Below are 22152 nucleotides of genomic sequence, written 5' to 3' on the forward strand. Positions count from 1 at the left end.
GTCAGCGCCCGGTCGTGGCGCAGCCCTCGCGGAGATAGGCCATCTCCGCCGCGCTCAGCCGCTCGCCCTGTTGCCAGCGGAACATGGCATCCAGGCAGCGGCGGTCGTAGGTGAGGCCCCGGCGCGGTGCCGGCCGCGCGGGCGGCGGCGGCATCGCCTCGGGCGGTGGTGGCACGGCCTCCGCGATGGACGGATCCTCCGGCGGGGTGGCCTCGGCGGCGGGAATGCCGTCGCCGCGATCCGCCCCGAGGGCCGCCGCGTCGGGAGCCATTGCGGGCCACTGCCAGCCATTGCCGGCCGGCCCTTCCCCAGCGATAGCTGCGGGGCCTACTGCGGGAGCAGGCGGCAGCGCCGTGCCGGACGGCCCGGCCTCCGGAGCCACGGGCAGGATGAACGGCGCGGCCGGGGCCTCCCGGGGCGGCAAGGGCGCCGGAGCCGGCCCCGCCATCTCCGGCGGGTCGTCCTCGACCGGCCAGAAGCCGAGCTGAAGCCCGGCGGCGACACCAAGCAGGAACACCGTGCAGAAACCCAGCCCCAGCAGGACGCCCCGCGCCACGCCACGCAGGATGCCGTGATCCCTGCGGGCCGGTCCCTCCCAGGCCATGGCCGGAAGCGGCGCCTTCGCCCTGGGTGCTGTCTGCCTCTCGCGCCCCGCCGCCTGCCAAGCGGGATCGGCGTCCAACGCCTCCCGCACCGCCACGGGCCACGCGCCCCCGCCGGTCAGGGTCAGCGGGGCGAGGGAGGCAAAGGCCTCCTCGAGCAGCCAGGGCAGGCGCCGGAGCTGGGCTGGCTCCAGGCGGGTGTGCCAGACCGGCAAGGTGCCGGGGAACAGGTCGCGGAAACCGGAGGCGGCGAGCAGGCGCCGCAGCCGCGCCTCGGCGTTCGGCGTCACATCCGGCGCGAGATCCAGCAGGGCGATCCCGATGTCGGGATGTGCCAGGACATGGCAGCCGGTCGGCCCATCCGCCGGGGGCGCGGCGCCCTGCCGACAGCGCCCGATGACTGACCAGCCCCGCGGCAGCGGTACCCCCAGCAGGCGCGATGTGCCGGTCGCCTCCCCTGCCGGCGCAGCGGGCGCCGGAAAGCGCGCATCATGCTCCATCCGGCCGGAGCCTAGAGCAGATCCCGTTCAGGCGGAATCACTCGAACGGGTGAGGCCACCTGAACGGGAGCTGCTCTAAAGATCCGCACGCCAGATCCAGAGGCCGATCAGGCTGGACACGATGGCGCCGAGCAGGGCGGCGCCGGTCCCGTCGGCGGCAAGCTCGCGGGCGATCGCGAGCCATAGCGCGAACACGCCGACCGCCACCGCCGCCCCGCCGATGAGCGAGGCGCGGGAGCGCTTGATCTGCCCGCCATCAAGGGGCGCCACGGTGCCGCCTACTCCGCCGCCGCCGGCGCGCGCGGCGTGCCGGCATGCGGATCGTCATGCGTGTTGCGCACGCGCTTCAGGTCGCGGCGCAGATGGGTCGTGTCGTAGCCGTTGAAGAGGTGCCCGAACAGCCCGCGGCGGAGGTCGCTGGTGCCGAACAGCCAGTCCGCGATCGGGTAGGTGAGGTTGAAGTTCCTCTCCATCATGATCGCGGTGTTGTGGTGCGCCGCGTGGTGGCGGCGGATGGTGTTGATGAAGGGGATGTGCCGGACGATGCGGTCGTCCTTCACGTGGCAGCAATAGTGGAACAGCTCGTAGTTCAGGTAGAGCGCGGTGTTGGTGATCAGCAGCAGCCAGCCGGCGTCCGGCAGGCCGAGCGCGCCGAGGATCGCCGCCGGAACCAGCGACAGGGTGATGAAGGTGACCAGCGCGTAGGGCGGAAAGAACACGATGCGGAAATCGCGGCTGTTGTCCAGCGTGTACTCGTTCTCCGTGAAGAACTGATGGTGCGCCAGGGTGTGGCGCTTGTAGATGCCCATCAGCCCCGGCACGGGGCGGTGCATCACGTATTTGTGGATCCACCACTCGAAGATGTTGGCGCCCAGGAAGGCGGCCGGCACCACCAGCCACTCGTACCAGGCGGGCGCCTGGATCTGCCGCGCGAAATACCAGATGGCGGCGAGGCCGATGGCGTAGATCAGGGCCACATGCGCCCAGCCATGGTAGAGCCGGCCGATCTTGCTGCGGAAATCCTGGCGGAACGCCTGCTGGCGACGCGACAGCCGGGCACGCCTCTCGGCATCGGCCTCGGCCAGGGATGTGCGGCCACCCATGTTTCCTCCCCCGCTTGCCACGTCTGATATATCAGTCGTGCGGCACCTCCGTCCAGCTCGGAGGCCGGGGGGCGCCTCGTTCCAGCGGCCATGCCACAGCCACGGAAAGTGAACGCGGCCGCCGCCATGCCCTCGATTCCACGTGCAGCGCCCCTCTGGGCCCGATCGCGGCCGGCCGCGATGGGAACCCGACAGCCTCGTGCGGATGCGCCCGGCGCCGCCGCCGGCCCTGTCAGGGGTCGGCCCCGACCGTGGCGCGCGTGAAGGCCTCGATGTAATCCAGCAGCCGGTCCGATGCCGCCGCGGCCGCCTCGGGCCTGGCCTGGCCGATGGCACGGGCCAGCGCGGCATGCACCGCGGCCGCCTGCGGCAGATCGGCGCTGCGCCGCCAGTGGATGAACCAGAACCGCCGCGACAGCCCGTGCATCAGCGTCATGGCGGCGGTGGCGAACTCGTTCCGCGCCGCCTCTAGCACCAGCAGGTTCAGCTCGCGGTCGAGGCGCAGGAAGGTGGTGTCGTCGCCAGTCTCGGCGGTCCGTTCCATCTCGGCGGCCAGGGCCAGCAGGCGCGCACGCTGCGGCACATCCGCGCGGCGGGCGGCGAGGCGCGCGCAGAGCCGCTCCAGCTCCCGCCGTACTTCGAGCAGGCGCAGCTGCTCGCGCACATCCACCGCCGCCACGACGATGCCGCGCCGCGGCAGGATCCGCACCAGCCGCTCCCGCGCGAGGCGCTGCAGCGCCTCGCGGATGGGGGTGCGACCGTAATGGAACCGCGCGGAGAGCTGCGCCTCGCTCACAACCTCTCCAGGTTGCAGATCCAGGCGGACGATCGCTTCCTCCAGCACGTGATAGGCGCGATCGGTCAGCGTGGCATCGGGCGCGGGCGCTGTCCTTCCGCGCCGGCGAGGGGGAGGCAGGCGGCGGGCGTGGCTGAGGGCGGCAGGCATCGTCTCAGACATGACGCGAAGGGCCGATGCCGGCAATGCGCCCGTTGACATTGGTGACAACAGCCATCACAGTGGTATGCGCAAAATATATCAGAGCGGTGCCAAGCCGCGCTTATTCCCGACCGGGCCCGGAATTCTACGAAAGCCTGGTCACGACAGCGTCATTGCGGCGTTGCCGCCGGGTTTGGGGAGAGAACGTCCGCAGGCGGGTCCCGCAAGGGGCCCGCCTTGCGTGTCCTGGAGCCGCTTCCACTCGGCTGGCTTGCGGCAAGGGCTTCAGCCCGTTGTCGGTGCGGAGTCACGCTCCTGGCTGGCTGCACCCCTCCGCGGGCTGCTCCACCCCGTCACTCTCCGCCTCCAGCCGCGCGGCGCAGTATTTGAAGCCGGGGATCCTTCCGGAAGGGTCGAGCTGCGGGTGGGTGAGCAGGTTCGCCGCCGCTTCCGCATAGGCGAAGGGGATGAACAGCATCTCCTCCGGCAGCCCGGGATCGGCGCGCAGCGTCAGCCGCACCACGCCGCGCCGCGTCACCACGCGCGCCGTCTCGCCGGGCGCGAGGCCGAGCCGCGCCAGCGTCGCCGGAGAGACGGAGACGGTCGGCGCCGGCTGCAGCGCATCCAGCACGCCCGCGCGGCGCGTCATGGTGCCGGTATGCCAGTGCTCCAGCTCGCGCCCCGTGCTCAGCACGAAGGGGAACTCCGCATCCGGCGCCTCGCTCTCCGGCGTGAGGCCCGCCGGCACCAGGCGGGCGCGTCCGGTCCCGGTGGGGAAGCGATCGGCGAAAACGATCGCCTCTCCCGGCGCGTCCGGCGCGGGGCAGGGGTAGGTGACGCTGCTCTCGCGCTCCAGCCGCTCCCAGGTGATGTTGGCGAGGCTCGGCATCGCCTGCGCCATCTCGGCGAACACTTCGCGCGGATGGGCGTAGCGCCAGCCGAGGCCGAGGCGGCGGGCGATCTCCACGATGATGGCGAGGTCCTGCCGCGCCTCGCCCGGCGGCGCCACGGCGGCACGCCCGATCTGCACCTGGCGGTTGGTGTTGGTGACGGTGCCCTCCTTCTCCGGCCAGGCGGAGGCGGGCAGCACCACATCGGCCAGCGCCGCCGTCTCGGTCAGGAACAGGTCCTGCACCACCAGATGGTCGAGCCGCGCCAGCGCCGCGCGCGCATGGGCGAGGTCGGGATCCGACATCGCCGGGTTCTCGCCCATGACGTACATGCCGCGGATCTCGCCGCGCTCCGCCGCCTGCAGGATCTCCACCACGGTGAGGCCGGGATCCGGCCGCAGCGCCGCGTCCCACAGCGCCTCCATCCGGGACCGCGCCGCGTCGTCGGTGGTGCGGCGGTAATCCGGCAGCATCATCGGGATCAGCCCGGCGTCGGAGGCGCCCTGCACGTTGTTCTGGCCCCTCAGCGGGTGCAGCCCCGCCCCCGGCCGTCCGACCTGGCCGCAGAGCAGCGCCAGCGCGATCAGCGCCCGCGCGTTGTCGGTGCCGTGCACGGATTGCGACACGCCCATGCCCCACAGCACCAGCGCCGCGCGCGCCCGCGCGAACAGCCGCGCCACGCGGCGGATCTGCGCCGCCGGGACGCCGCAGAGCGGCGCCATCGCCTCCGGCGTCGCGCCCGCGACATGGGCGGCCAGCGCCGCGAAGCCGTCCACCCGCGCGGCGACGAATTGCCGGTCGTACAGCTCCTCCGCGATCACCACGTGCAGCAGCGCGTTGAGCAGCGCCACGTCCCGCCCGGGCGCGAAGCGCACCACCTCCCGCGCGAAGCGGTCGAGGCCGTTGCCGCGCGGATCCATGACGATCAGCGCCGCGCCGCGCGTCGCGGCGTCCTTCAGGTAGGTGGCGGCGACCGGGTGGTTCTCGGTCGGCCGCGCGCCGATCACCAGGATCACGTCGGACTGCGCGGCGGCGGTGAAGGGCGCGGTGACGGCGCCGGAGCCGATCCCTTCCAGCAGCGCCGCGACGCTCGCCGCGTGGCAGAGCCGCGTGCAGTGGTCCACGTTGTTGGTGCCGAAGCCGGTGCGCACCAGCTTCTGGAACAGATAGGCCTCCTCGTTCGAGCCCTTGGCCGAGCCGAAGCCCGCAAGCGCGTCCGGCCCATGCGCGTCGCGGAGGGCGCGCAGGCCCGAGGCGGCGCGATCCAGCGCCTCCTCCCAGGACGCCTCGCGGAATTTCGCCCGCGCGGCGCGTGGATCGAGGCAGTCGGCCGGGTCCTTGGCGGCGCCCTCGATCCGCAGCAGCGGCCGCGTGAGCCTTTCCGGATGGCGGAGATAGTCGAAGCCGAACCGGCCCTTGACGCAGAGCCGCCCCTGATTCGCCGGCCCGTCGCGGCCCGTCACCTCGATGATGGCGCCGTCGCGGACGCGGAACTCCACCTGGCAGCCGACGCCGCAATAGGGGCAGACGCTCGCCACCGCGCGCTCGGCCGGCGCGCCGCGGTGGCCGCGCGCGTCCAGCACCGAGGCGGGCAGCAGCGCGCCGGTCGGGCAGGCCTGCACGCATTCGCCGCAGGCGACGCAGCTCGACTCTCCCATCGGGTCTTCGAGGTCGAACGCCACCCGCGTCGCCATGCCGCGCCCGGCGAGGCCGATGACGTCGTTGTGCTGCACCTCGCGGCAGGCGCGCTCGCACAGGCCGCACTGGATGCAGGCGTCGAGCTGCACCGCCATGGCGGGGTGGGAGAGGTCGGGCGCAGGCCGCGCCGGCTCGCGCGGGAAGCGCGAGGCGCTGACGCCGAGGCGTGCCGCCCATTGCGCGAACCCGCCCGTCGCGTCGCGCGGCTCGGCATCGGCGAGCAGCAGCTCGAACACCATGCGCCGTGCCGCCTGCGCCCGCGCGCTTGCCTCGCTGCGCACCACCATGCCCTCGCGCGGGGCGCGGATGCAGGAGGCGGCCAGCCCCCGCTCGCCCTCGATCTCGACCAGACAGGCGCGGCAATTGCCGTCCGGCCGATAGCCGGGGCGGGGCAGGTGGCAGAGATGCGGGATGGCGACGCCGGCGCGCCACGCCGCCTGCCAGATCGTCTCGCCCGGCGCCGCCTGCACCGCCGCGCCGTCCAGGGTGAAGCGGATCACGGCACCACCTCCGGAAAGAAGCGCAGCAGCGAGCGCACCGGGTTCATCGCCGCCTGGCCGAGGCCGCAGATCGAGCCGTCCGCCATCGCCTGCGCCAGCTCCTCGAGCAGCGCGCGGTCCCATTCCGGCGCCTCCAGCAGCCGCGCTGCCTTCGCCGTGCCGACGCGGCAGGGCGTGCACTGGCCGCAGCTCTCGTCGCGGAAGAAGCGCACGAGGTTGCGCGCCGCCTCCGCCAGGTCGTCGTGGTCGGACAGCACCACCACCGCCCCGGAGCCGACGAAGCAGCCATGCGGCTCCAGCGTGCCGAAATCGAGCGGCAGGTCGGCCATGTCGGCCGGCAGGATGCCCCCCGAGGCGCCGCCGGGGAGGTAGGCGGCGAAGCGGTGGCCCGGCGCCATGCCGCCGCAGAACTCCTCGATCAGTTCGCGCGCGGTGATGCCGGCCGGCGCCAGCTTCTCCCCCGGTTCGCGCACGCGGCCGGAGACGCTGAACAGCCGCAGTCCGCCGCGCCCGCGCCGGCCGGCGGCAGCGTGGCGGGCAGGCCCCTCCGACGTACCCAGGATGTCAGGCAGCCACCACAGCGTCTCGACGTTGTGGATCAGCGTCGGTCGGCCGAACAGGCCGTGCTCGCCGGGGAAGGGGGGCTTGTGGCGCGGCCAGCCCTTGCGGCCCTCCAGGCTCTCCAGCAGCGCCGTCTCCTCGCCGCAGATGTAGGCGCCGGCGCCGCGCCGCAGATGGACCGGCAGCCGCGCCAGGCCGGCCGCCTCCAGCGCCGCGACCTCCCGCCGCAGCGCGGGGAGCAGGTGCGAATACTCGTCGCGCAGATAGATCCAGCACGCCCCGGCGCCCGCGGCATGGGCGGCGAGCAGCATCCCTTCCAGCACGCGGTGCGGCTCGGTCTCCAGGCACCAGCGGTCCTTGAAGGTGCCGGGCTCGCCCTCGTCGGCGTTGACCACGAGATGCCGCGGCGCGGGGTTGGCGCGCACCAGGCGCCACTTGCGCGCGGCGGGGAAGCCGGCGCCGCCGAGGCCGCGCAGGCCGGCCGCCTCCACCGCGGCGATCATCGCCTCCGCCGTAAGCGCCCCGTCCAGCGCGCGGCGCAGCGTGGCGTAGCCGCCGCGCGCCCGGTAGGCGTCGAGGTCCGGCGGCTCGGGTGGTGCCGGCACATCCCCGGCCGCGGCGGCGCGCAGGCGCGCCTCGGTCGCGTGCCCGATCGGCGCGTGGCCGAACGCGGCGGCGGGGGCGCGGTGGCAGGCGCCCATGCAGGGCGCGCGGAGCACGCGCACACCTTCGGGCGGCGCCGCCCGCATCGCGGCGATCAGCGCCTCCGCCCCCGCCATGGCGCAGGGCAGGCCGTCGCAGATGCGCAGCGCCGGCGCCGGCACCGGCGCGTCGTCGGCACGCAGGTCGAAATGCGCGTAGAAGCTGGCGGTCTCGAACACCTCGACCGGCGCCGTGCCCAGCAGCGCGGCGAGCGCCACCAGGTGCCCCTCGCGCAGGCAGCCATGCCGGTTCTGCAGCGTGTGCAGATGCTCGATCAGCAGGTCGCGGCGCGGCGGCAGGCCGCCAAGCGCCGCCCGCACGGCGGCGATCGCGGCGGTATCGGCGGTGCGGCCGCGCGGCCCCGGGCGGGGCCGCCGGTCGCGGGGCGGCGGGCCGTCCGTCATGTCGGGCCGGCCTGCGGCTGCGGCATGGGCGTTCCTCCGGCGCTGCCTCTCGGGCGGCGCTGCCGCAGGATGAGGCGCGGGAGGGCGGGGCGGCAAGGTGCCGCGGTGCGGCCGCGCACCCCGCGCGTCGTCAAGGGGCCGTCACCCTGCGCCGCAGCGCACCAGCCCGTCCACCGCCAGGCACCCCCAGGGGCCGGCGATCAGCGGGTTCACCTCCGCCTCCTGCACCCGCTCGCCCGCGCCGGCGGCGAAGGCGGAGAAGGCGGAGACTGCCCGCGCCACCGCCGCGATGTCGGCCTTCGGCGCGCCGCGGAAGCCGTCGAGCAGGGGGAAGCCCTTCAGGCTGCGCAGCATCGCCTCGGCGCGCTCGGGGGAGACGGGCGCGAGGTCGAGCGCCACGTCGCGCCACAGCTCCGCCTGCACGCCGCCGGTGCCGACCAGCACCATCGGGCCGAATTGCGGGTCCCGACGCGCGCCGAGGATCAGCTCCACTCCCTTCGGCGCCATGCGCTGGATCAGCACGCCGTCGATGCGCGCCTTCGGCGCGTGACGCTTGGCGGAGGCGACGATCTCCTCGAAGGCGGCCTTCACCGCCGCCGCGTCGCCGAGGTTCAGCTTCACCCCGCCGACCTCGGTCTTGTGCGCGATGTCGGGGCTGTCGAGCTTCAGCACCACCGGGAAGCCGATCGCCGCGGCGGCGTCGGCGGCGGTGTCCGCCGTGGCGGCGCGGCGCTCCTCCACCACCGGTACGCCGACCCGGGCGAAGAGCGCCTTGGCCTCGGCCTCGGTCAGCACCGCCTCGCCACGGGGCAGGGCGGCGATCGCCTCCGCCATGCCGGGGGGCGGCGTCGGCGCCTGCATCGGCGCCTGGCCGTGGTATTCCAGCCAGAGCCGGATCGCGTTCATCAGCCGGCGCATGGACCGGAACAGCGCCAGCTCCGGCACCGATTCCGCGGCGAAGGCACCCGAGGCCTCGAGCTGCTCCGGGATCCAGGCGATGAGCAGCGGCTTGCCGAATTTCGCCGCATAGGGCCGGAGCTGCTGCATCCGGTTCTGCGTCAGCGCGTGGTGGGAATACACCACCGGGATCACCGCGCAGCCGTATTGCGGATCGGCCAGCATGGCCTCCATGCAGGCGTCGTAGCTCGCCGGGTTGCTCGCCACCTGCGCGGTCAGGTCGCAGGGGTTGCGCGGCGCGCCGAAGTCGGGGATGGCGGCGCGCAGCACCGCCTCGGTCTCCGGCAGGGGCTGGGGCATGTCGAGGCCGAGCGCCTCGGCATGGTCGGCGGCCATGATGCCGGCGCCGCCGGAGGGGGTGATGATGGCCACCCCCTTCGCCTTCGGCGGCGGCGCCTTGGCGAAGAGGCCGGCGGTCTCGAGCAGCGCGTCGAAATCCTCGACCTCCACCATGCCGGCGCGGCGGAAGGCCGCCGACCAGGCGGCGGCGCTGCCGGCGAGCGAGCCGGTATGGGAGACGGCGGCCGCCGCCCCCGCCTCGCCGCGGCCGAGCTTCAGCACGACGATCGGCTTGCCCGCCTGGCGCGCCGCCTCGCCGAGCAGGAACAGCCGCCGCCCGTCGCGCAGCCCCTCCACCGCCAGCGCCACGGCGCGGCATTCCGGCATGGAGAGCTGGTAGGCGGCGAGGTCGCACACGTCGAGATCGGTGGCGTTGCCCGCCGTCGTCATGTGGCAGACGGAGAAGCCGCGCTCGGCCGCCTGCATCAGGGCATAGCCGAGCGCGCCGGACTGGCTGGTGATGGCCACGCCCCCGGGTGGCGCCACCATGCGCGGGTATTCCGGCATGAAGGTGACGCCGGCCTTCAGCACGTGGTCCACGATGCCGAGGCAGTTCACGCCGACCAGCGGCAGGCCGGCGGCGCGGCAGCGCTCGCGCAGCGCCTCCTCCTCCGCGACACGCTCGGGCAGGCCGGTCTCGCCATAGCCCGAGGCATAGACGATGACGCCGCCCGCGCCCCTGGCGATGGCGGCCTCGACCGCCGGCATCACGCCCTGGCGCGGCAGGGCGAGCAGCACGCAGTCCGGCGCCTCGGGCAGTTCGGCGAGGGAGGCGTAGCAGGGCCGGCCGTGCAGCTCCTGTCCCGCATATTTCGGGTTCACCGCCCAGACCTGACCGGCGAAGCCCGCCAGGTTGGTGACGGTGCGGGCACCGAAGCCCGAGGGCTCGCCGGAGACGCCGACCACCGCCACGCTCCGCGGCGAGAGCAGGCGGCGCAGGCTGGCCGGGTCGCGCAGCGGCTCGGGCGCGGCGCCGAGGCCCTGCGCGCTCATGCCGCGCCCCTCCGCTCCTGTTCCCGTCCGGGTCCGATCCCGCGATGCGGGGTGAGGCTCTGCTGCTCTGGCAATCCTTCCTCCCGGGCCCGCGCAGGGTGCGGGCCATTGCTGGCTCGGCAGGCTAATGGCGGGGGCGCGGGCGAACAACCCGCCCTGGCCGGGTCAGAAATGCTCGCCGCGCAGCACCGCGCAGTCCGAGACCGAGACGATGGCGGGGCGGGCGCCGAGCAGCTCCTCCCGCTCCGCCAGCACCCGGGCCGTGACCTCCTCCGAGGCGATGCAGAGGATCAGCACGTTGTCGAGCACGCCCCCCGGGTCGCCGCCGCGCCGCAGCCCCTGCCGCCCGCGGCCGGCGATGACCGGCAGCATGGTCCACCCCGGAGCGCCGAGGCGGTCGAGCAGCTCCGTCACCGCCTCGGCCTGCACTGCCTCGACCACGATCTCGATCCGCTTGCGCGCATGCATGGCGCCCATCCTATCCGGTCGCGCCGGCCACCCAGAGATAGAGGGGGATGCCGACCACCACATTGAAGGGGAAGGTGACGGCGACCGAAAGCGTCACGTAGATCCCGGCATCGGCGCGCGGGAGGGCGAGGCGCATCGCCGCCGGCACGGCAATGTAGGAGGCGCTGGCGCCAAGCACGGCCATCAGCGCCATGCCGCCCGGCGACAGCCCGGCGAGCCAGCCGCCGCCGAGCCCGCAGGCCGCGCCGATCAGGGGCATGAGCAGGCCGAAGCCGATCAGCGCCGGCTCCAGCCCCCGCCCGGCGGCGCGCAGCTGGCGTACCGCGACCAGCCCCATCTCCAGCAGGAACAGGCAGAGGGCGCCGGGAAACAGCCCCTCGGCGAAGACCGAGAGCTGCGCCTTGGCCGCCGGCCCACCGATCCAGCCGATGGCGAAGCTGCCGAGCAGCACCACCACCGAGCCGTTCAGGAACACCTCGTGCAGCAGGTGCCGCGGCGCCCCGCCGCCGCGCGGCGCCTCGGCCCGCGCCGCCGAGCCGTGCCGGGCGAGGAGCAGGGCGGTCAGGATCGCCGGCGTCTCCATCGCCGCCAGCACTGCCGGCATGAAGGGCTCGTAGCCCACTCCCCGCGCCGAGAGCGCGCCGACCGCGGCGGCGAAGGTGACGACGCTGACCGAGCCGTAATGGCCCGCGACCGCCGCCGCGGTCTCGCGGTCCAGCCGCGTCATCGTGCGCAGGAGGAGGAAGGCGGGCAGGGGCAGCAGCAGGCTCAGCGCCACTCCCGCCGCGAGGGCCGGGACCAGTCCCTCCGCCCCTCCGGGCATGGCGACGGCGGCGCCCCCCTTCAGGCCGATGGCGACCATCAGATAGAGCGAGAGCGCCTTGGCCAGCGCGTCCGGCACGGCGAGGTCGGAGCGCAGCGCCCCGGCGCCGAAGCCGAGGGCGAAGAACAGGATGGGCGGAGGAAACAGGAGGGCGAGGCTGGTCACGGGCGGGGAAGTACTTGCCCGCGCGGCCGAAGGAAACCCCGCCGGAGGGGGGTCAGCGCATGAGCACGATCGGGTGGTGCGCCCCGACCATCAGCGCGGCCCGACCGCCGCCGAACGCGACGCCAATCAGGCTGAAGCTCACGAGCACCGCAAGCGCCGACTTCATGGCCGCCTCCGCAGAGGTCAGTGGCCGGACAACGTCTCAGGACGGCAACGGGTTGCCGCCACACCGGAAGACTAGACGGGCCGCCGGGCGGCGCGCCACGGAAAACCCGCGGCGGCGGTGCGGAATCGGGAGCGGTCTTCCCTCACGTTTCCTCCACCGGCCTGCCGCGCAGGCGCTTCAAGCCGGCCCGGCGCGCCTTGCCCTCCAGCCGCCGCAGCCTGGAGCCCGCGGTCGGTCTGGTCGGCCGGCGCGGCGGCGGGGGCGGGGCGGCGGCCTCGCGGATCAGCGCCAGCAGCCGCTCCCGCGCCTCCTGCCGGTTCCGCTCCCGCGTGCGGTGGCGCCGGGCGGTGATGACGAGGACCCCCGCCTCCGTCACCCGGCGGCCGCCGAGGCGGAGCAGGCGCCGGCGCACCGCCTCGGGCAGGCTGGGGGAGCGGGCGATGTCGAAGCGGAGCTGCACTGCCGTCTCCACCTTCTGCACGTTCTGCCCGCCGGGGCCGGAAGCGCGCAGGAAGCTCTCCTCGAGCTCCGCCTCGTCGAGGGCGATGCCGGGCGCCACCAGGATCATGGCGGGGGCAGGACGCCGCGGGGCTGCTCGTCCTTCAGCGCGATGCCGGTGGCGCCGATCCGTCGCGCCGCCCCAACCAGCCAGGCGAGCGTCTCCGCCGCGGCGCGCGGCGCCATGCCGCCGGGGCGGATGTTGGAGAGGCAGTTGCGCTCCGCATCGGTGCGTCCGCGCCGCGGGGCGAGGGTGAGGTAGATGCCGAGGCTGTCGGTGGCGGAGAGGCCCGGCCGCTCCCCGATCAGCACCGCCACCATGCCGGCCCCGAGCGCCTCCCCCACCTCGTCGCCGAGCGCGACCCGGCCCTGGGTGGCGACCACCACGGGGCCGAGGGGCACGCCGGCCCGGCGGAGCAGGGGCACCGCCTCGGCCAGCACGGCGGGGGCCTGGGCCTGCACCCCGGTGGCGCAGAGCCCGTCCGCCACCACGAAGGCCATCGCCCCGGGCGCGGGATCGGTGGCGAGGCGGGCGCGGTCCCCGGCGCGCAGCCGGCGGCCGAGATCGGGGCGGAGCAGGTAGGTGCGGCGGTCCTCCGCCTCGCTCGCCACGTGGCGCACCGGCAGGCCGAGGGGGGCCAGCGCGGCCGCCAGCGCCTCGGGGTCGAGCGCCGACCACACCGCGTCGCGGGCGCGGGCATGCGCCTCCTGGAAGTCGAGATGCGCCGCGGTCGGCAGCCCGTTTCCCGCCCGGCCGAGCGCGACGCGCGCCGCGGTGAAGCGGCGGAGGTCGGCCCAGCGCGCCGGCGCGCTCATGCGAGGCCCGCCAGGGCGGGGGCGAGGGGCAGGCGTCCCTCCCGCGCCCCGGCCTCGAGGCCCATGCGCTCCATCCAGGCCTCGAATTCCGGCGCCGGACGCCTGCCGAGCGCGGCGCGGACATAGAGCCCGTCGTGGAAGGAGGTGGACTGGTAGGCGAGCATCACGTCATCCGCCCCGGGCACGCCCATCACGTAGGTGACGCCGGCGACGCCGAGCAGCGTCAGCAGCGCATCCATGTCGTCCTGGTCCGCCTCGGCGTGGTTGGTGTAGCAGACATCCACCCCCATCGGCAGGCCGAGCAGCTTGCCGCAGAAATGGTCCTCGAGGCCGGCGCGGATGATCTGCTTGCCGTCGAACAGGTATTCGGGACCGATGAAGCCGACCACGCTGTTCACCAGCAGCGGCGCGAATTCCCGCGCCACCGCATAGGCGCGGGCTTCGACGGTCTGCTGGTCCACGCCGTGATGCGCCTCGGCCGAGAGGGCGCTGCCCTGGCCGGTCTCGAAATACATCACGTTGTCGCCGACCGTCCCGCGCCGCAGCGCCAGCGTCGCCTCCCGCGCCTCGGCCAGCAGGGAGAGCGAGACGCCGAAGGAGCGGTTCGCCGCCTCCGTCCCGCCAATGGACTGGAACACCAGGTCCACCGGCGCGCCGCGCCCGATCGCCAGCAAAGTGGTGGTGACGTGGGCGAGCACGCAGGTCTGGGTCGGGATGGCGTAGCGCTCCCGCACCGCGTCGAGCAGGTCGAGCAGGCGCAGCGTGGTCTCGACATTGTCGGTCGCCGGGTTGACGCCGATCACCGCGTCCCCCGCGCCGAGCAGCAGTCCGTCGAGGATCGCCGCCGCCACGCCGCGCGGGTCGTCCACCGGGTCGTTCGGCTGCAGGCGGATGGAGAGGCGGCCCGGCAGCCCGATCGTGTTGCGGAAGCGGGTGGTCACGCGGCACTTCGCCGCCACCGCCACCAGGTCCTGCAGGCGCATGATCTTGCTGACCGCCGCGACCATCTCGGGCGCGAGCCCGGGAGCGAGGGCGGAGAGCGCCGCCGCGTCCGCCGCCTCGGAGAGCAGCCAGTCGCGGAAGCCGCCGACGGTCAGGTGTGCCACGGGGGCGAAGGCGGCGGCGTCGTGGCGGTCGAGGATCAGCCGCGTCACCTCGTCGACCTCGTAGGGGATGACCGCCTCGGAGAGGAAGTGCCGCAGCGGCAGCTCGGCCAGGGCCCGCTGCGCCGCCACCCGCTCCTGCGCGCTCGCCGCCGCCAGCCCGGCCAGCGCGTCGCCCGAGCGCGGCGGCGTGGCCCGCGCCAGCAGGGCGCGGAGGTCGGGGAAGACGTGGCGCGTGCCGCCGACGGTATGCGCGAAGCCCATGGGTGCCTCCCACCGCCCTTCATCTACGCCGTGCCGGCGCGGCTTGCCAGCGGCGGCGGGGCGCGGGATGCTCCGGCCGGACGAGGGGGGGCGGATGAGCAGCGAACAGCCCGGTGACGCCACGGCCTGGCCGGACCAGATCTACGACCTGCTGAAGGAGCACGGCATCCGCCAGGTGGCGCTGGTGCCGGATGCCGGCCATGCCCGGCTGATCAGGCGCTGCCTCGCCGACAACGCGATGCGGGTGGTGCCGCTGACCACCGAGGAGGAGGGCATCGCCATGCTCTTCGGCGCCTGGCTCGGCGGCGAGAAGGGCGTGCTGCTGATGCAGAGCTCCGGCGTCGGCAACTGCATCAACATGCTCTCGGTGGCGATCGCGCACCGCACGCCCTGCCCGATGATCGTGACGATGCGCGGCGAGTTCGGGGAGTTCAACCCCTTCCAGGTGCCCATGGGCCAGGCCACCCCCGCGGTGCTGGAGGCGATGGGCACGCTGGTGAGGCGCGCCGACCGGCCCGAGGACGTGGCGCCGACGGTGGATGCCACGCTGCGCCTCGCCTTCAACACCTACCGTCCGACCGCGACGCTGATCGGCCAGCGCGTGATCGGCGCCAAGACCTTCGGGAAGTGAGAGATGGCGGCTGAGATCGGGACCGGGCCCTCCGGCAAGCTGCACCGCCGCGCGGTGGTGCGCGCCCTGCTGCGCGACCGCGGCCGGCTGCTGGTCATCGGCGGCCTCGGCGCGCCGGCCTGGGACATCACCGATGCCGGCGACGCGCCGGAGAACCTGCCGCTCTGGGGCGGCATGGGGGGCGCGGCGATGATGGGCCTCGGCTTGGCGCTGGCGCAGCCCTCCCGCCCCGTGCTGGTGGTGACGGGCGACGGCGAGATGCTGATGGGCGTCGGCGCGCTCGCCACCATCGCCGTGCAGAGGCCGGCGAACCTCTCGGTGGTGGTGCTGGACAACGAGCATTACGGCGAGACGGGCATGCAAGAGACGCACACGCGGCACGGCGTGGACCTCGCCGGCATGGCGCGCGCGGCGGGCATCCCCGACAGCCGCCTGGTAACGCGGGCCGAGGAGGTGCAGGCGCTGCGCGAGGCCCTCCACGCCGGCGCCGGGCCGCTCTTCGCCCAGGTGAAGGTGGACGAGCAGTCCCTGCCGCTGGTGCTGCCGCCGCGCGAGGGCGCCATCCTGCAGGCCCGGTTCCGCGAGGCGGTGCTGGGCCCGAAGGCGCATCTGCAGTGACGCGCGGCGTCTGACCGAGGAGCCCGGCCCATGCCCCATGTCGTCTGCCTCCGCCCGCTGCATCCGGAGGCGCTGGAGAGGCTGCGCGCCCACCCCGGCATCACCCTGGAGGTGCTGGAGGAGGTGACGCCGGCGACGCTCGCCGCCGCGCTGCCGCGGGCCGAGGCGATCACGGTGCGGGCGACGCGCATCGACCGCGCCGTGCTCGACATGGCGCCGAACCTGCGCATCGTCGCCCGCCATGGCGTCGGCTACGACGCGGTGGACGTGGAGGCGCTGACCGGGCGCGGCATCGTCCTCACCGTCACGCCGGATGCCAATGCCGTCTCGGTGGCCGAGCACGCGATGATGCTCCTGCTCTCCGTCGCGCGCCGGGTGAAGGATTACGACGCCAATCTGCGCGCGCTGACATGGGGCGCGCAGCCGGACCTGCCCTGCTTCGACCTCGCCGGGCGGACGCTGCTGGTGGTGGGATTCGGGCGCATCGGCGGGCGCGTGGCGCGGCTCGCCCAGGCCTTCGGGATGCGGGTGCTGGTGCGCGACCCCTTCGTGCCGCAGAACACGATCAAGGGCGCCGGCTTCGCCCCGGTGCGGGACCTGCCGGCGGCGCTGGCCGAGGCCGACGTCGTCACCCTGCACTGCCCGAGCAACGAGCAGAACCGCGGCATGGTCGGCCCGGAGTTCCTCGCCGCCATGAAGCGGGGCGCGGTGCTGGTGAACACCGCGCGGGGGACACTGGTGCAGGAGGAGGCGCTGGTCTCGGCGCTGCGCTCCGGCCACCTCGCCGCCGCCGGGCTCGACGTGTTCTGGGAAGAGCCGGTGGAGCGCCACATCCCGCTGCTCGACCTGCCGAACGTGGTGCTGACGCCGCACAGCGCCGCCGCCACCGAGGAGGGGATGCGGCGCATGTCCCTCTCCTGCGCGGACAGCGTGATTGCCTGCTTCGAGGGGCGGCTCGACCCCGAGGTGGTGATCAACCAGGAGGTGCTGCGCGGGAACCGCTGAAGGGGAGGACCGCCATGGCCGAGAACCCGCTGACGATCCTGGCCGGGCACGCGGCCTCCTGGCGCGCGCGCCCCATGCCGGCGGAGGTGGAGCGCCATGCCCGGCGCGCGCTGATCGACTGGTTCGCCGCGCTGCTGCCCGGCTGTTCCCGCCCGCCGGCCACCCTGCTCGCCGCGGCGCTGGCGCCGGAGCGGGGGCCGGGCCGCGCCATCTGCTACGTGGACGGCATTCCCGGCCCCGTGCGCCACGCGGCGCTGCTCAACGCCATCGCCAGCCATACGGTGGAGTTCGACGACATCCACCGCGATTCCGGCTACCACCCCGGCTGTCCCACCATTCCCCCCGCGCTCGCCGCCGCCCAGGCGCGGGGCGCCGGCATGGAGACGCTGCTCCGCGCCATCGTCGCGGGGTACGAGGTCTCCTGCCGCATCGGCATGGCGGTGCAGCCAAGCCACTACCGCTACTGGCACACCACCGGCACCGTCGGCACCTTCGGCGCCGCCGTCTCCACCGCGCTGGTGCTGGGCTGCGACGCGCGCCAGGTGGCGCACGCCATCGCCACCGCCGCCACCTTCGCCGGCGGGCTGCAGCAGGCCTTCCTCTCCGACAGCATGTCGAAGCCCCTGCATCCCGGCCACGCCGCGGAGGCGGGGGCGCTGGCGGCGATCGGCGCCGCCGCCGGGGTGACCGGGGCGCTCGACGCGCTGCACGGGCCGGCCGGCTTCGCCGCCGCCACCAGCGAGGACCGGGGCAAGTGGGACAAGGCGCTCGCCGGCCTCGACGAGCGCTTCGCCATCACCGCCATCACCTTCAAGAACCACGGCTGCTGCGGCCACATCTTCGCCGCCCTCGACGCGGTGCAGGAGCTTCGCCGCGAGCACGGCTTCGCCGCCGGCGACGTGGCGGGGATCCATGTCGGCGGCTACGGCCCGACCAAGACCATCTGCGACCGGCCCGAGGCGGCGACCGAGGCCGATGCGCGCTTCTCGGTGCAGTATGCCATCGCCGCGCTGCTGGTGCTGGGCGGCGTGCGCCTCGCCGCCTTCGCGCCGGAGAACCTGCGCAACCCGGCGATCCGCGCGCTGATGCCGCACATCTCGGTCGCCCTGGACCCGGAACTGGCCGAGGCCTATCCCGGACGCCGCGCCGCCAGGGTGCGGATCACGCTCCGGGATGGGCGGGAGCTCTGCCGCTACCAACCGACGCGCAAGGGCGACCCGGACGCGCCGCTTTCCGACGCCGAGCTGTCGGAGAAGTTCACCGAGCTCGCCGCGCCCGTGATCGGCTCGGCGGCGGCGGAACGGCTGCTGCGGGCGCTGTGGTCCGGCAGCGCGCTGCCTGGCGCCGTGCCGCTGCCGGTCCGCGCCGCGGCGGAGTGACGCCGCGCCGCCAGGCGTGAAACCGCCGCCGGCGGCGCCCGTTCTACCCTGCCGCCAGACCGGCGGGGAGAGACGCGCATGGACGAGCAGGCACCGCCGCCCGAGGGGCAGGAGGAAGAAGGCATCCCGCTCATCGAGGGCTGGATGTTCGGTGTCCTTCTCTTCCCCTACGCCATGGGCGAGGTGGTCCGCGTCCCGCCGGCGAACGACAACCCGCCACGGACCTGACCGGCCGCGCGGGCGGCACTTGCCCTTAGCTCCCGGGGCGGCCAGCATCGGCCCATGCAGCACATCGCCGACGCCGCGGCGGCGCTTGACGCCGGCCGCCTCTCCGCCACCGCCCTGGTCGAGGCGGCGCTCGAGCGCATCGCCGACCCGGCGGGGGAGGGAGGACGCGCCTTCATCGCCGTGCACGCGGAGAGCGCGCGGGCCGTCGCGGCAGCGATGGACGCGCTGCGCCGGGCCGGCCGCGCCCCCAGCCCCTGGGCCGGCATCCCGGTCACGATCAAGGATCTGTTCGACGAGCGTGGCCACGTCACCCGCGCCGGCTCGGTGGCGCTGGCGGATGCCCCGCCGGCCGCGGCCACCGCCCCCGCCGTGGCGCGGCTGGAGCGCATGGGCTTCGTCATCCTCGGCCGCACCAACATGACCGAGTTCGCCTATTCCGGCCTCGGCGTGAACCCGCATTACGGCACGCCGCGAAGCCCCTGGGACCGCGCCACGGGGCGGCTGCCCGGCGGCTCCTCCTCCGGCGCCGCCGTCGCCGCGGCCGACCACATGGGCTTCGGCGGCCTCGGCACGGATACCGGCGGCTCCTGCCGCATCCCGGCGGCGCTGTGCGGCGTGGTCGGCTACAAGCCCACCGCCCGCCGCGTGCCGATCACGGGCGCGCTGCCGCTCGCGCCCTCGCTCGATTCGGTCGGACCGCTGGCGCGCAGCGTCGCCTGCTGCGCGCTGCTCGACGCGGTGATCGCGGGCGAGGAGAACCCGGCACCGCTGCCGCGCCGGGATGTCGCCGGGCTGCGCCTCGGCCTGCCCTGCGGCACCTTCCTCACCGAGGACATGGACGCGGCGGTGGACGCGGCCTTCACGCGCGCGCTGGCGCGGCTCGCCGCCGCCGGGGCGCGGATCGAGATGTTCGAATTCCCCGAACTCGACGAGATCCCGGCCGCGAACGCCACGGGCGGCTTCGCCGCGAGCGAATCCTGGGCCTGGCACCGCACGCTGATCGAGCGGCGGCGCGACGCCTACGACCCGCGCATCCTCGCCCGCATCCTGCGCGGGGAGCGGATGGCGGCGGCCGACTACATCGCGCTGGTCGAGGCGCGCGCGCGCATCGCCGCCGCCGCCGCCGCGCGCACCGCGCCCTTTGACGCCATCTTGTGCCCGACCTGCCCCGTCATCCCGCCCGCCCTGGCGGAGGTGGAGGAGGAGCGGGAGTACAACCGCATCAACATGCTGCTGCTGCGCAACACCTCGGTCGGCAATTTCCTCGACCGCTGCAGCATCAGCCTGCCGGTCCACCGCCCTGGCGAGGCGCCGGTGGGGCTGATGCTGACGGGCGGGACGATGGCCGACCGCCACCTGCTCACCGTGGCGGCGGCGGTGGAGGCGGCGCTGGCGGAGCCATGACGCCACCGCGCGGCGGCCCGCCCCGCCCCGCGGCCGGTGCCCGGGCTTCGTGGCGGGGGAGGGCCTCTGCCCGTTTTCGGGTAATCCCAGGCGGGTGGAATCTGCCCTAACCTGCTGGGTCCGACCGGGAACGCCAGCCGATGCAGCACCTGCCCCCCGAACTCTGGACATGGGACGCCGCGGACCTCGCCCGCGCCATCCGCCTCCGCGCGGTGTCGAGCCGCGAGGCGGTGCGGGCGGTGCTCGACCGCTGCGCCGTCGTGAACCCGGCGATCAACGCCGTGGTCGAGGTGCTGGAGGAGGAGGCGCTGGCCGCCGCCGACGCCGCCGACGCGGCGCTGCGCCGCGGCGAGGCGCCGGGGCCGCTGCATGGGGTACCGGTCTCCATCAAGATCAACGTGGACCAGAAGGGGCGGGCCACGAGCAATGGCTGCGTACCGCTGCGCGACCTGGTGGCGGCGGAGGACGCGCCGGTAGTGGCGAACCTGCGCCGCGCCGGCGCGGTGCTGTTCGGCCGCACCAACACGCCGGCGCTGTCCATGCGCTGGTTCACCGAGAACGCGCTGCATGGCCGCACCCTCAACCCCTGGAGCGCCGGGCATACGCCAGGCGGCTCCTCCGGTGGGGCCTCGGCGGCGGTGGCGGCGGGCATCGGGCCCATCGCGCACGGCAACGATCTCGGCGGCTCCATCCGCTATCCCGCCTATGCCTGCGGCGTGGCGGGCCTCCGCCCCTCCTTCGGCCGGGTGCCGGCCTTCAACCCGACCCTGCAGGCGGAGCGGCCGCTCTCGGCGCAGATGATGTCCACCCAGGGCCCGCTGGCGCGGCGGGTGCGCGACCTGCGCCTCGCGCTGGCGGCGATGGCGGAGGGCGATGCGCGCGATCCCTGGTGGGTGCCGGCGCCCCTCGAGGGACCGCCCGCGCGGCGGCCGATCCGTGTGGCGCTCAGCGCCGATCCGGCCGGGATGGGGGTGCATCCGGCGGTGGCCGAGGCGGTCCGCCGCGCCGGGCGGATCCTGGAGGCGGCAGGCTACGCGGTGGAGGAGGCCGATCCGCCCGGCTTCGCCGAGGCGGCGCGGGACTGGGACAGGCTGGTGCACGCCGAGGCCCGGCTGTTCATGGCCGAGGCCTTCGAGCGCCTGGCCGACGAGGGCGCCCGCGCCACCTTCGCCTGCATGCTGGCGCGAAGCCCCGCCCCCGACATGGCGGAATGGCTGCGCATCGCGGCGCGGCGCACCACCCACCAGCGCGCCTGGGCCGCCTTCCTCGCCGAGCGGCCGCTGGTGCTCTGCCCCGTCTCGGCCGAGCCACCCTTCCCGCAGGGGCTGGACACCGAGGGACAGGCGGGCTTCGACCGGGTGTACCGCGCGCAGCAGCCGCTGCTGGCCACGCCCCTGCTCGGCCTGCCGAGCGTCGCCGTGCCCACGGGAGTGGTGGAGGGGCTGCCGCTCGGCGTGCAGATCATCGCCCCGCGCTGGCGGGAGGACCTGGCGCTGGACGCGGCGGAGGTGATCGAGGCGGCCTGCCCGATGCCGACGCCGCTCGACCCCCGCGGCTGAGCCCGCGCGGCGCGCCCCTTCCGGTTCCCATGCATCCCGCGGCCGCACCAGATCGTATCCCTGCCGCGCGCATGGGAGCGGGAGCCTTGGGATGACGCAGAGGACGAGGGACAAGCCGGGCGCCGCCCAGTCGGCCGGGCGCTACATCCTGATCGGGATCATCACCGCCGCGCCGCTCGCCATCACCTGGTGGATCGTCGCCTTCCTGTTCACCCAGCTCTCGCGGATCGGCCGGCCCTGGGTGAGCGCGCTCGCCCGCTTCCTGCAGCCGGAGCAGCCCCTGATCGCGGCCTGGCTGGCCAGCGAGCAGGTGCAGTCGGTGCTCGCCGCCCTGACCGTGCTGCTGCTGCTCTACCTGCTCGGCCGGGCCACCACCATCATGGTGGGGCGGCGCCTGATCGCGCTGATCGAGGGGGTGATCGGCAGCATCCCCTTCGTGGACACCATCTACCGCAGCATCAAGAGATTCCTGGTCGTCGCCAGCGTGACGCCGGAGGGCGAGCGCCGCGTGGTGCTGATCAGCTTCCCCTCGCGCGAGATGAAGGTGATCGGCCTCGTCACCCGCATCATGCAGGACAGCGTCACCGGCGAGGAGCTGGCGGCGGTCTACGTGCCGACCTCGCCCAACCCCACCTCCGGCTACATCGAGATCGTGCCGGTGCGCGACATCGTCTTCACCGACTGGACCTTCGACCAGGCGATGGCCTTCATCGTCACCGGCGGCGCCAACGCCCCGGACAGCATCGCCTACACGCGCCGCCAGGAGGTTCCCGCCCCCGCGCCGCCCCCGCCCTGAGGCGGGGCGCCCTTGGCGGTGGCGCGGCACGGCGCGATCGGAT

20 protein-coding genes are annotated in these 22152 nt (G+C 74.6%); 8 read left to right on the plus strand and 12 right to left on the minus strand.

Annotated elements, in window-relative coordinates; genetic code table 11:
- Window position 1: 1 nt before the first annotated feature.
- From ET526_RS08470 to ET526_RS08525, 12 genes are all read right to left on the minus strand, one after another.
- A complete protein-coding gene (locus ET526_RS08470; RefSeq protein ID WP_135467256.1) occupies window positions 2–1102 on the minus strand; it encodes a hypothetical protein in 1101 nt (366 codons plus the stop codon).
- Between the two features lie 75 nt (window positions 1103–1177).
- The gene (locus tag ET526_RS08475) at window positions 1178–1372 is read right to left on the minus strand and encodes a hypothetical protein (RefSeq protein ID WP_135467257.1); all 195 of its coding nucleotides are present in this window, start codon (window positions 1370–1372) and stop codon (window positions 1178–1180) included.
- Window positions 1373–1380: 8 nt separating this feature from the next.
- Window positions 1381–2205: a sterol desaturase family protein gene (locus tag ET526_RS08480; protein ID WP_135467258.1), complete on the minus strand. Its 825-nt coding sequence runs from the start codon at window positions 2203–2205 to the stop codon at window positions 1381–1383.
- Between the two features lie 232 nt (window positions 2206–2437).
- On the minus strand, window positions 2438–3202 hold the full coding sequence (locus ET526_RS08485) for a GntR family transcriptional regulator (protein ID WP_338025335.1): 765 nt from the start codon (window positions 3200–3202) through the stop codon (window positions 2438–2440).
- Between the two features lie 247 nt (window positions 3203–3449).
- Complete coding sequence (gene fdhF, locus ET526_RS08490) at window positions 3450–6230, minus strand: formate dehydrogenase subunit alpha (RefSeq protein ID WP_204623568.1); 2781 nt, start codon at window positions 6228–6230, stop codon at window positions 3450–3452.
- Window positions 6227–7897 carry an NADH-ubiquinone oxidoreductase-F iron-sulfur binding region domain-containing protein gene (locus ET526_RS08495; protein ID WP_204623558.1) on the minus strand — a complete coding sequence of 557 codons (1671 nt, stop codon included), beginning with the start codon at window positions 7895–7897 and terminating at the stop codon, window positions 6227–6229. The genes fdhF and ET526_RS08495 overlap by 4 nt, the downstream gene beginning before the upstream one ends.
- 141 nt (window positions 7898–8038) lie before the next feature.
- Window positions 8039–10186 carry an acetate--CoA ligase family protein gene (locus ET526_RS08500; RefSeq protein ID WP_135467261.1) on the minus strand — a complete coding sequence of 716 codons (2148 nt, stop codon included), beginning with the start codon at window positions 10184–10186 and terminating at the stop codon, window positions 8039–8041.
- Window positions 10187–10351: 165 nt separating this feature from the next.
- Window positions 10352–10654, minus strand: a complete 303-nt coding sequence (locus tag ET526_RS08505; protein WP_135467262.1) for a P-II family nitrogen regulator — start codon at window positions 10652–10654, stop codon at window positions 10352–10354.
- A gap of 10 nt (window positions 10655–10664) precedes the next feature.
- The gene (locus ET526_RS08510; protein ID WP_135467263.1) at window positions 10665–11642 is read right to left on the minus strand and encodes a sodium-dependent bicarbonate transport family permease; all 978 of its coding nucleotides are present in this window, start codon (window positions 11640–11642) and stop codon (window positions 10665–10667) included.
- Window positions 11643–11950: 308 nt separating this feature from the next.
- Window positions 11951–12376 (minus strand): alternative ribosome rescue aminoacyl-tRNA hydrolase ArfB, encoded by a 426-nt coding sequence (gene arfB / locus ET526_RS08515; RefSeq protein WP_135467264.1) that lies wholly within the window; start codon window positions 12374–12376, stop codon window positions 11951–11953.
- Window positions 12373–13122: an ethanolamine ammonia-lyase subunit EutC gene (gene eutC, locus ET526_RS08520; RefSeq protein ID WP_135467265.1), complete on the minus strand. Its 750-nt coding sequence runs from the start codon at window positions 13120–13122 to the stop codon at window positions 12373–12375. Before eutC ends, arfB begins: the two co-directional genes overlap by 4 nt.
- The gene (locus ET526_RS08525) at window positions 13119–14489 is read right to left on the minus strand and encodes an ethanolamine ammonia-lyase subunit EutB (RefSeq protein WP_135467266.1); all 1371 of its coding nucleotides are present in this window, start codon (window positions 14487–14489) and stop codon (window positions 13119–13121) included. Before ET526_RS08525 ends, eutC begins: the two co-directional genes overlap by 4 nt.
- Window positions 14490–14583: 94 nt before the next feature.
- On the opposite strand from ET526_RS08525, the gene ET526_RS08530 reads away from it, so the two are divergent.
- From ET526_RS08530 to ET526_RS08560, 8 genes are all read left to right on the plus strand, one after another.
- Window positions 14584–15120 (plus strand): thiamine pyrophosphate-binding protein, encoded by a 537-nt coding sequence (locus ET526_RS08530; protein WP_135467267.1) that lies wholly within the window; start codon window positions 14584–14586, stop codon window positions 15118–15120.
- Window positions 15121–15123: 3 nt separating this feature from the next.
- Complete coding sequence (locus ET526_RS08535; RefSeq protein ID WP_135467268.1) at window positions 15124–15738, plus strand: thiamine pyrophosphate-dependent enzyme; 615 nt, start codon at window positions 15124–15126, stop codon at window positions 15736–15738.
- 30 nt (window positions 15739–15768) lie between these two features.
- Window positions 15769–16743 carry a hydroxyacid dehydrogenase gene (locus ET526_RS08540; protein WP_135467269.1) on the plus strand — a complete coding sequence of 325 codons (975 nt, stop codon included), beginning with the start codon at window positions 15769–15771 and terminating at the stop codon, window positions 16741–16743.
- Between the two features lie 14 nt (window positions 16744–16757).
- Window positions 16758–18122, plus strand: a complete 1365-nt coding sequence (locus ET526_RS08545; RefSeq protein WP_135467270.1) for an MmgE/PrpD family protein — start codon at window positions 16758–16760, stop codon at window positions 18120–18122.
- Between the two features lie 78 nt (window positions 18123–18200).
- A complete protein-coding gene (locus tag ET526_RS21235) occupies window positions 18201–18350 on the plus strand; it encodes a hypothetical protein (protein WP_158295527.1) in 150 nt (49 codons plus the stop codon).
- A 54-nt stretch (window positions 18351–18404) separates the two neighbouring features.
- The gene (locus ET526_RS08550) at window positions 18405–19754 is read left to right on the plus strand and encodes an amidase (RefSeq protein ID WP_135467271.1); all 1350 of its coding nucleotides are present in this window, start codon (window positions 18405–18407) and stop codon (window positions 19752–19754) included.
- A gap of 140 nt (window positions 19755–19894) precedes the next feature.
- Window positions 19895–21313, plus strand: a complete 1419-nt coding sequence (locus ET526_RS08555; RefSeq protein WP_204623560.1) for an amidase family protein — start codon at window positions 19895–19897, stop codon at window positions 21311–21313.
- 91 nt (window positions 21314–21404) lie between these two features.
- Window positions 21405–22109, plus strand: coding sequence for a DUF502 domain-containing protein (locus ET526_RS08560; RefSeq protein WP_135467272.1), 705 nt, complete (start codon window positions 21405–21407; stop codon window positions 22107–22109).
- The last annotated feature ends 43 nt before the right edge of the window (window positions 22110–22152 follow it).

The organism is Crenalkalicoccus roseus (assembly GCF_004761865.1).
Classification (GTDB): Bacteria; Pseudomonadota; Alphaproteobacteria; order Acetobacterales; family Acetobacteraceae; genus Crenalkalicoccus; species Crenalkalicoccus roseus.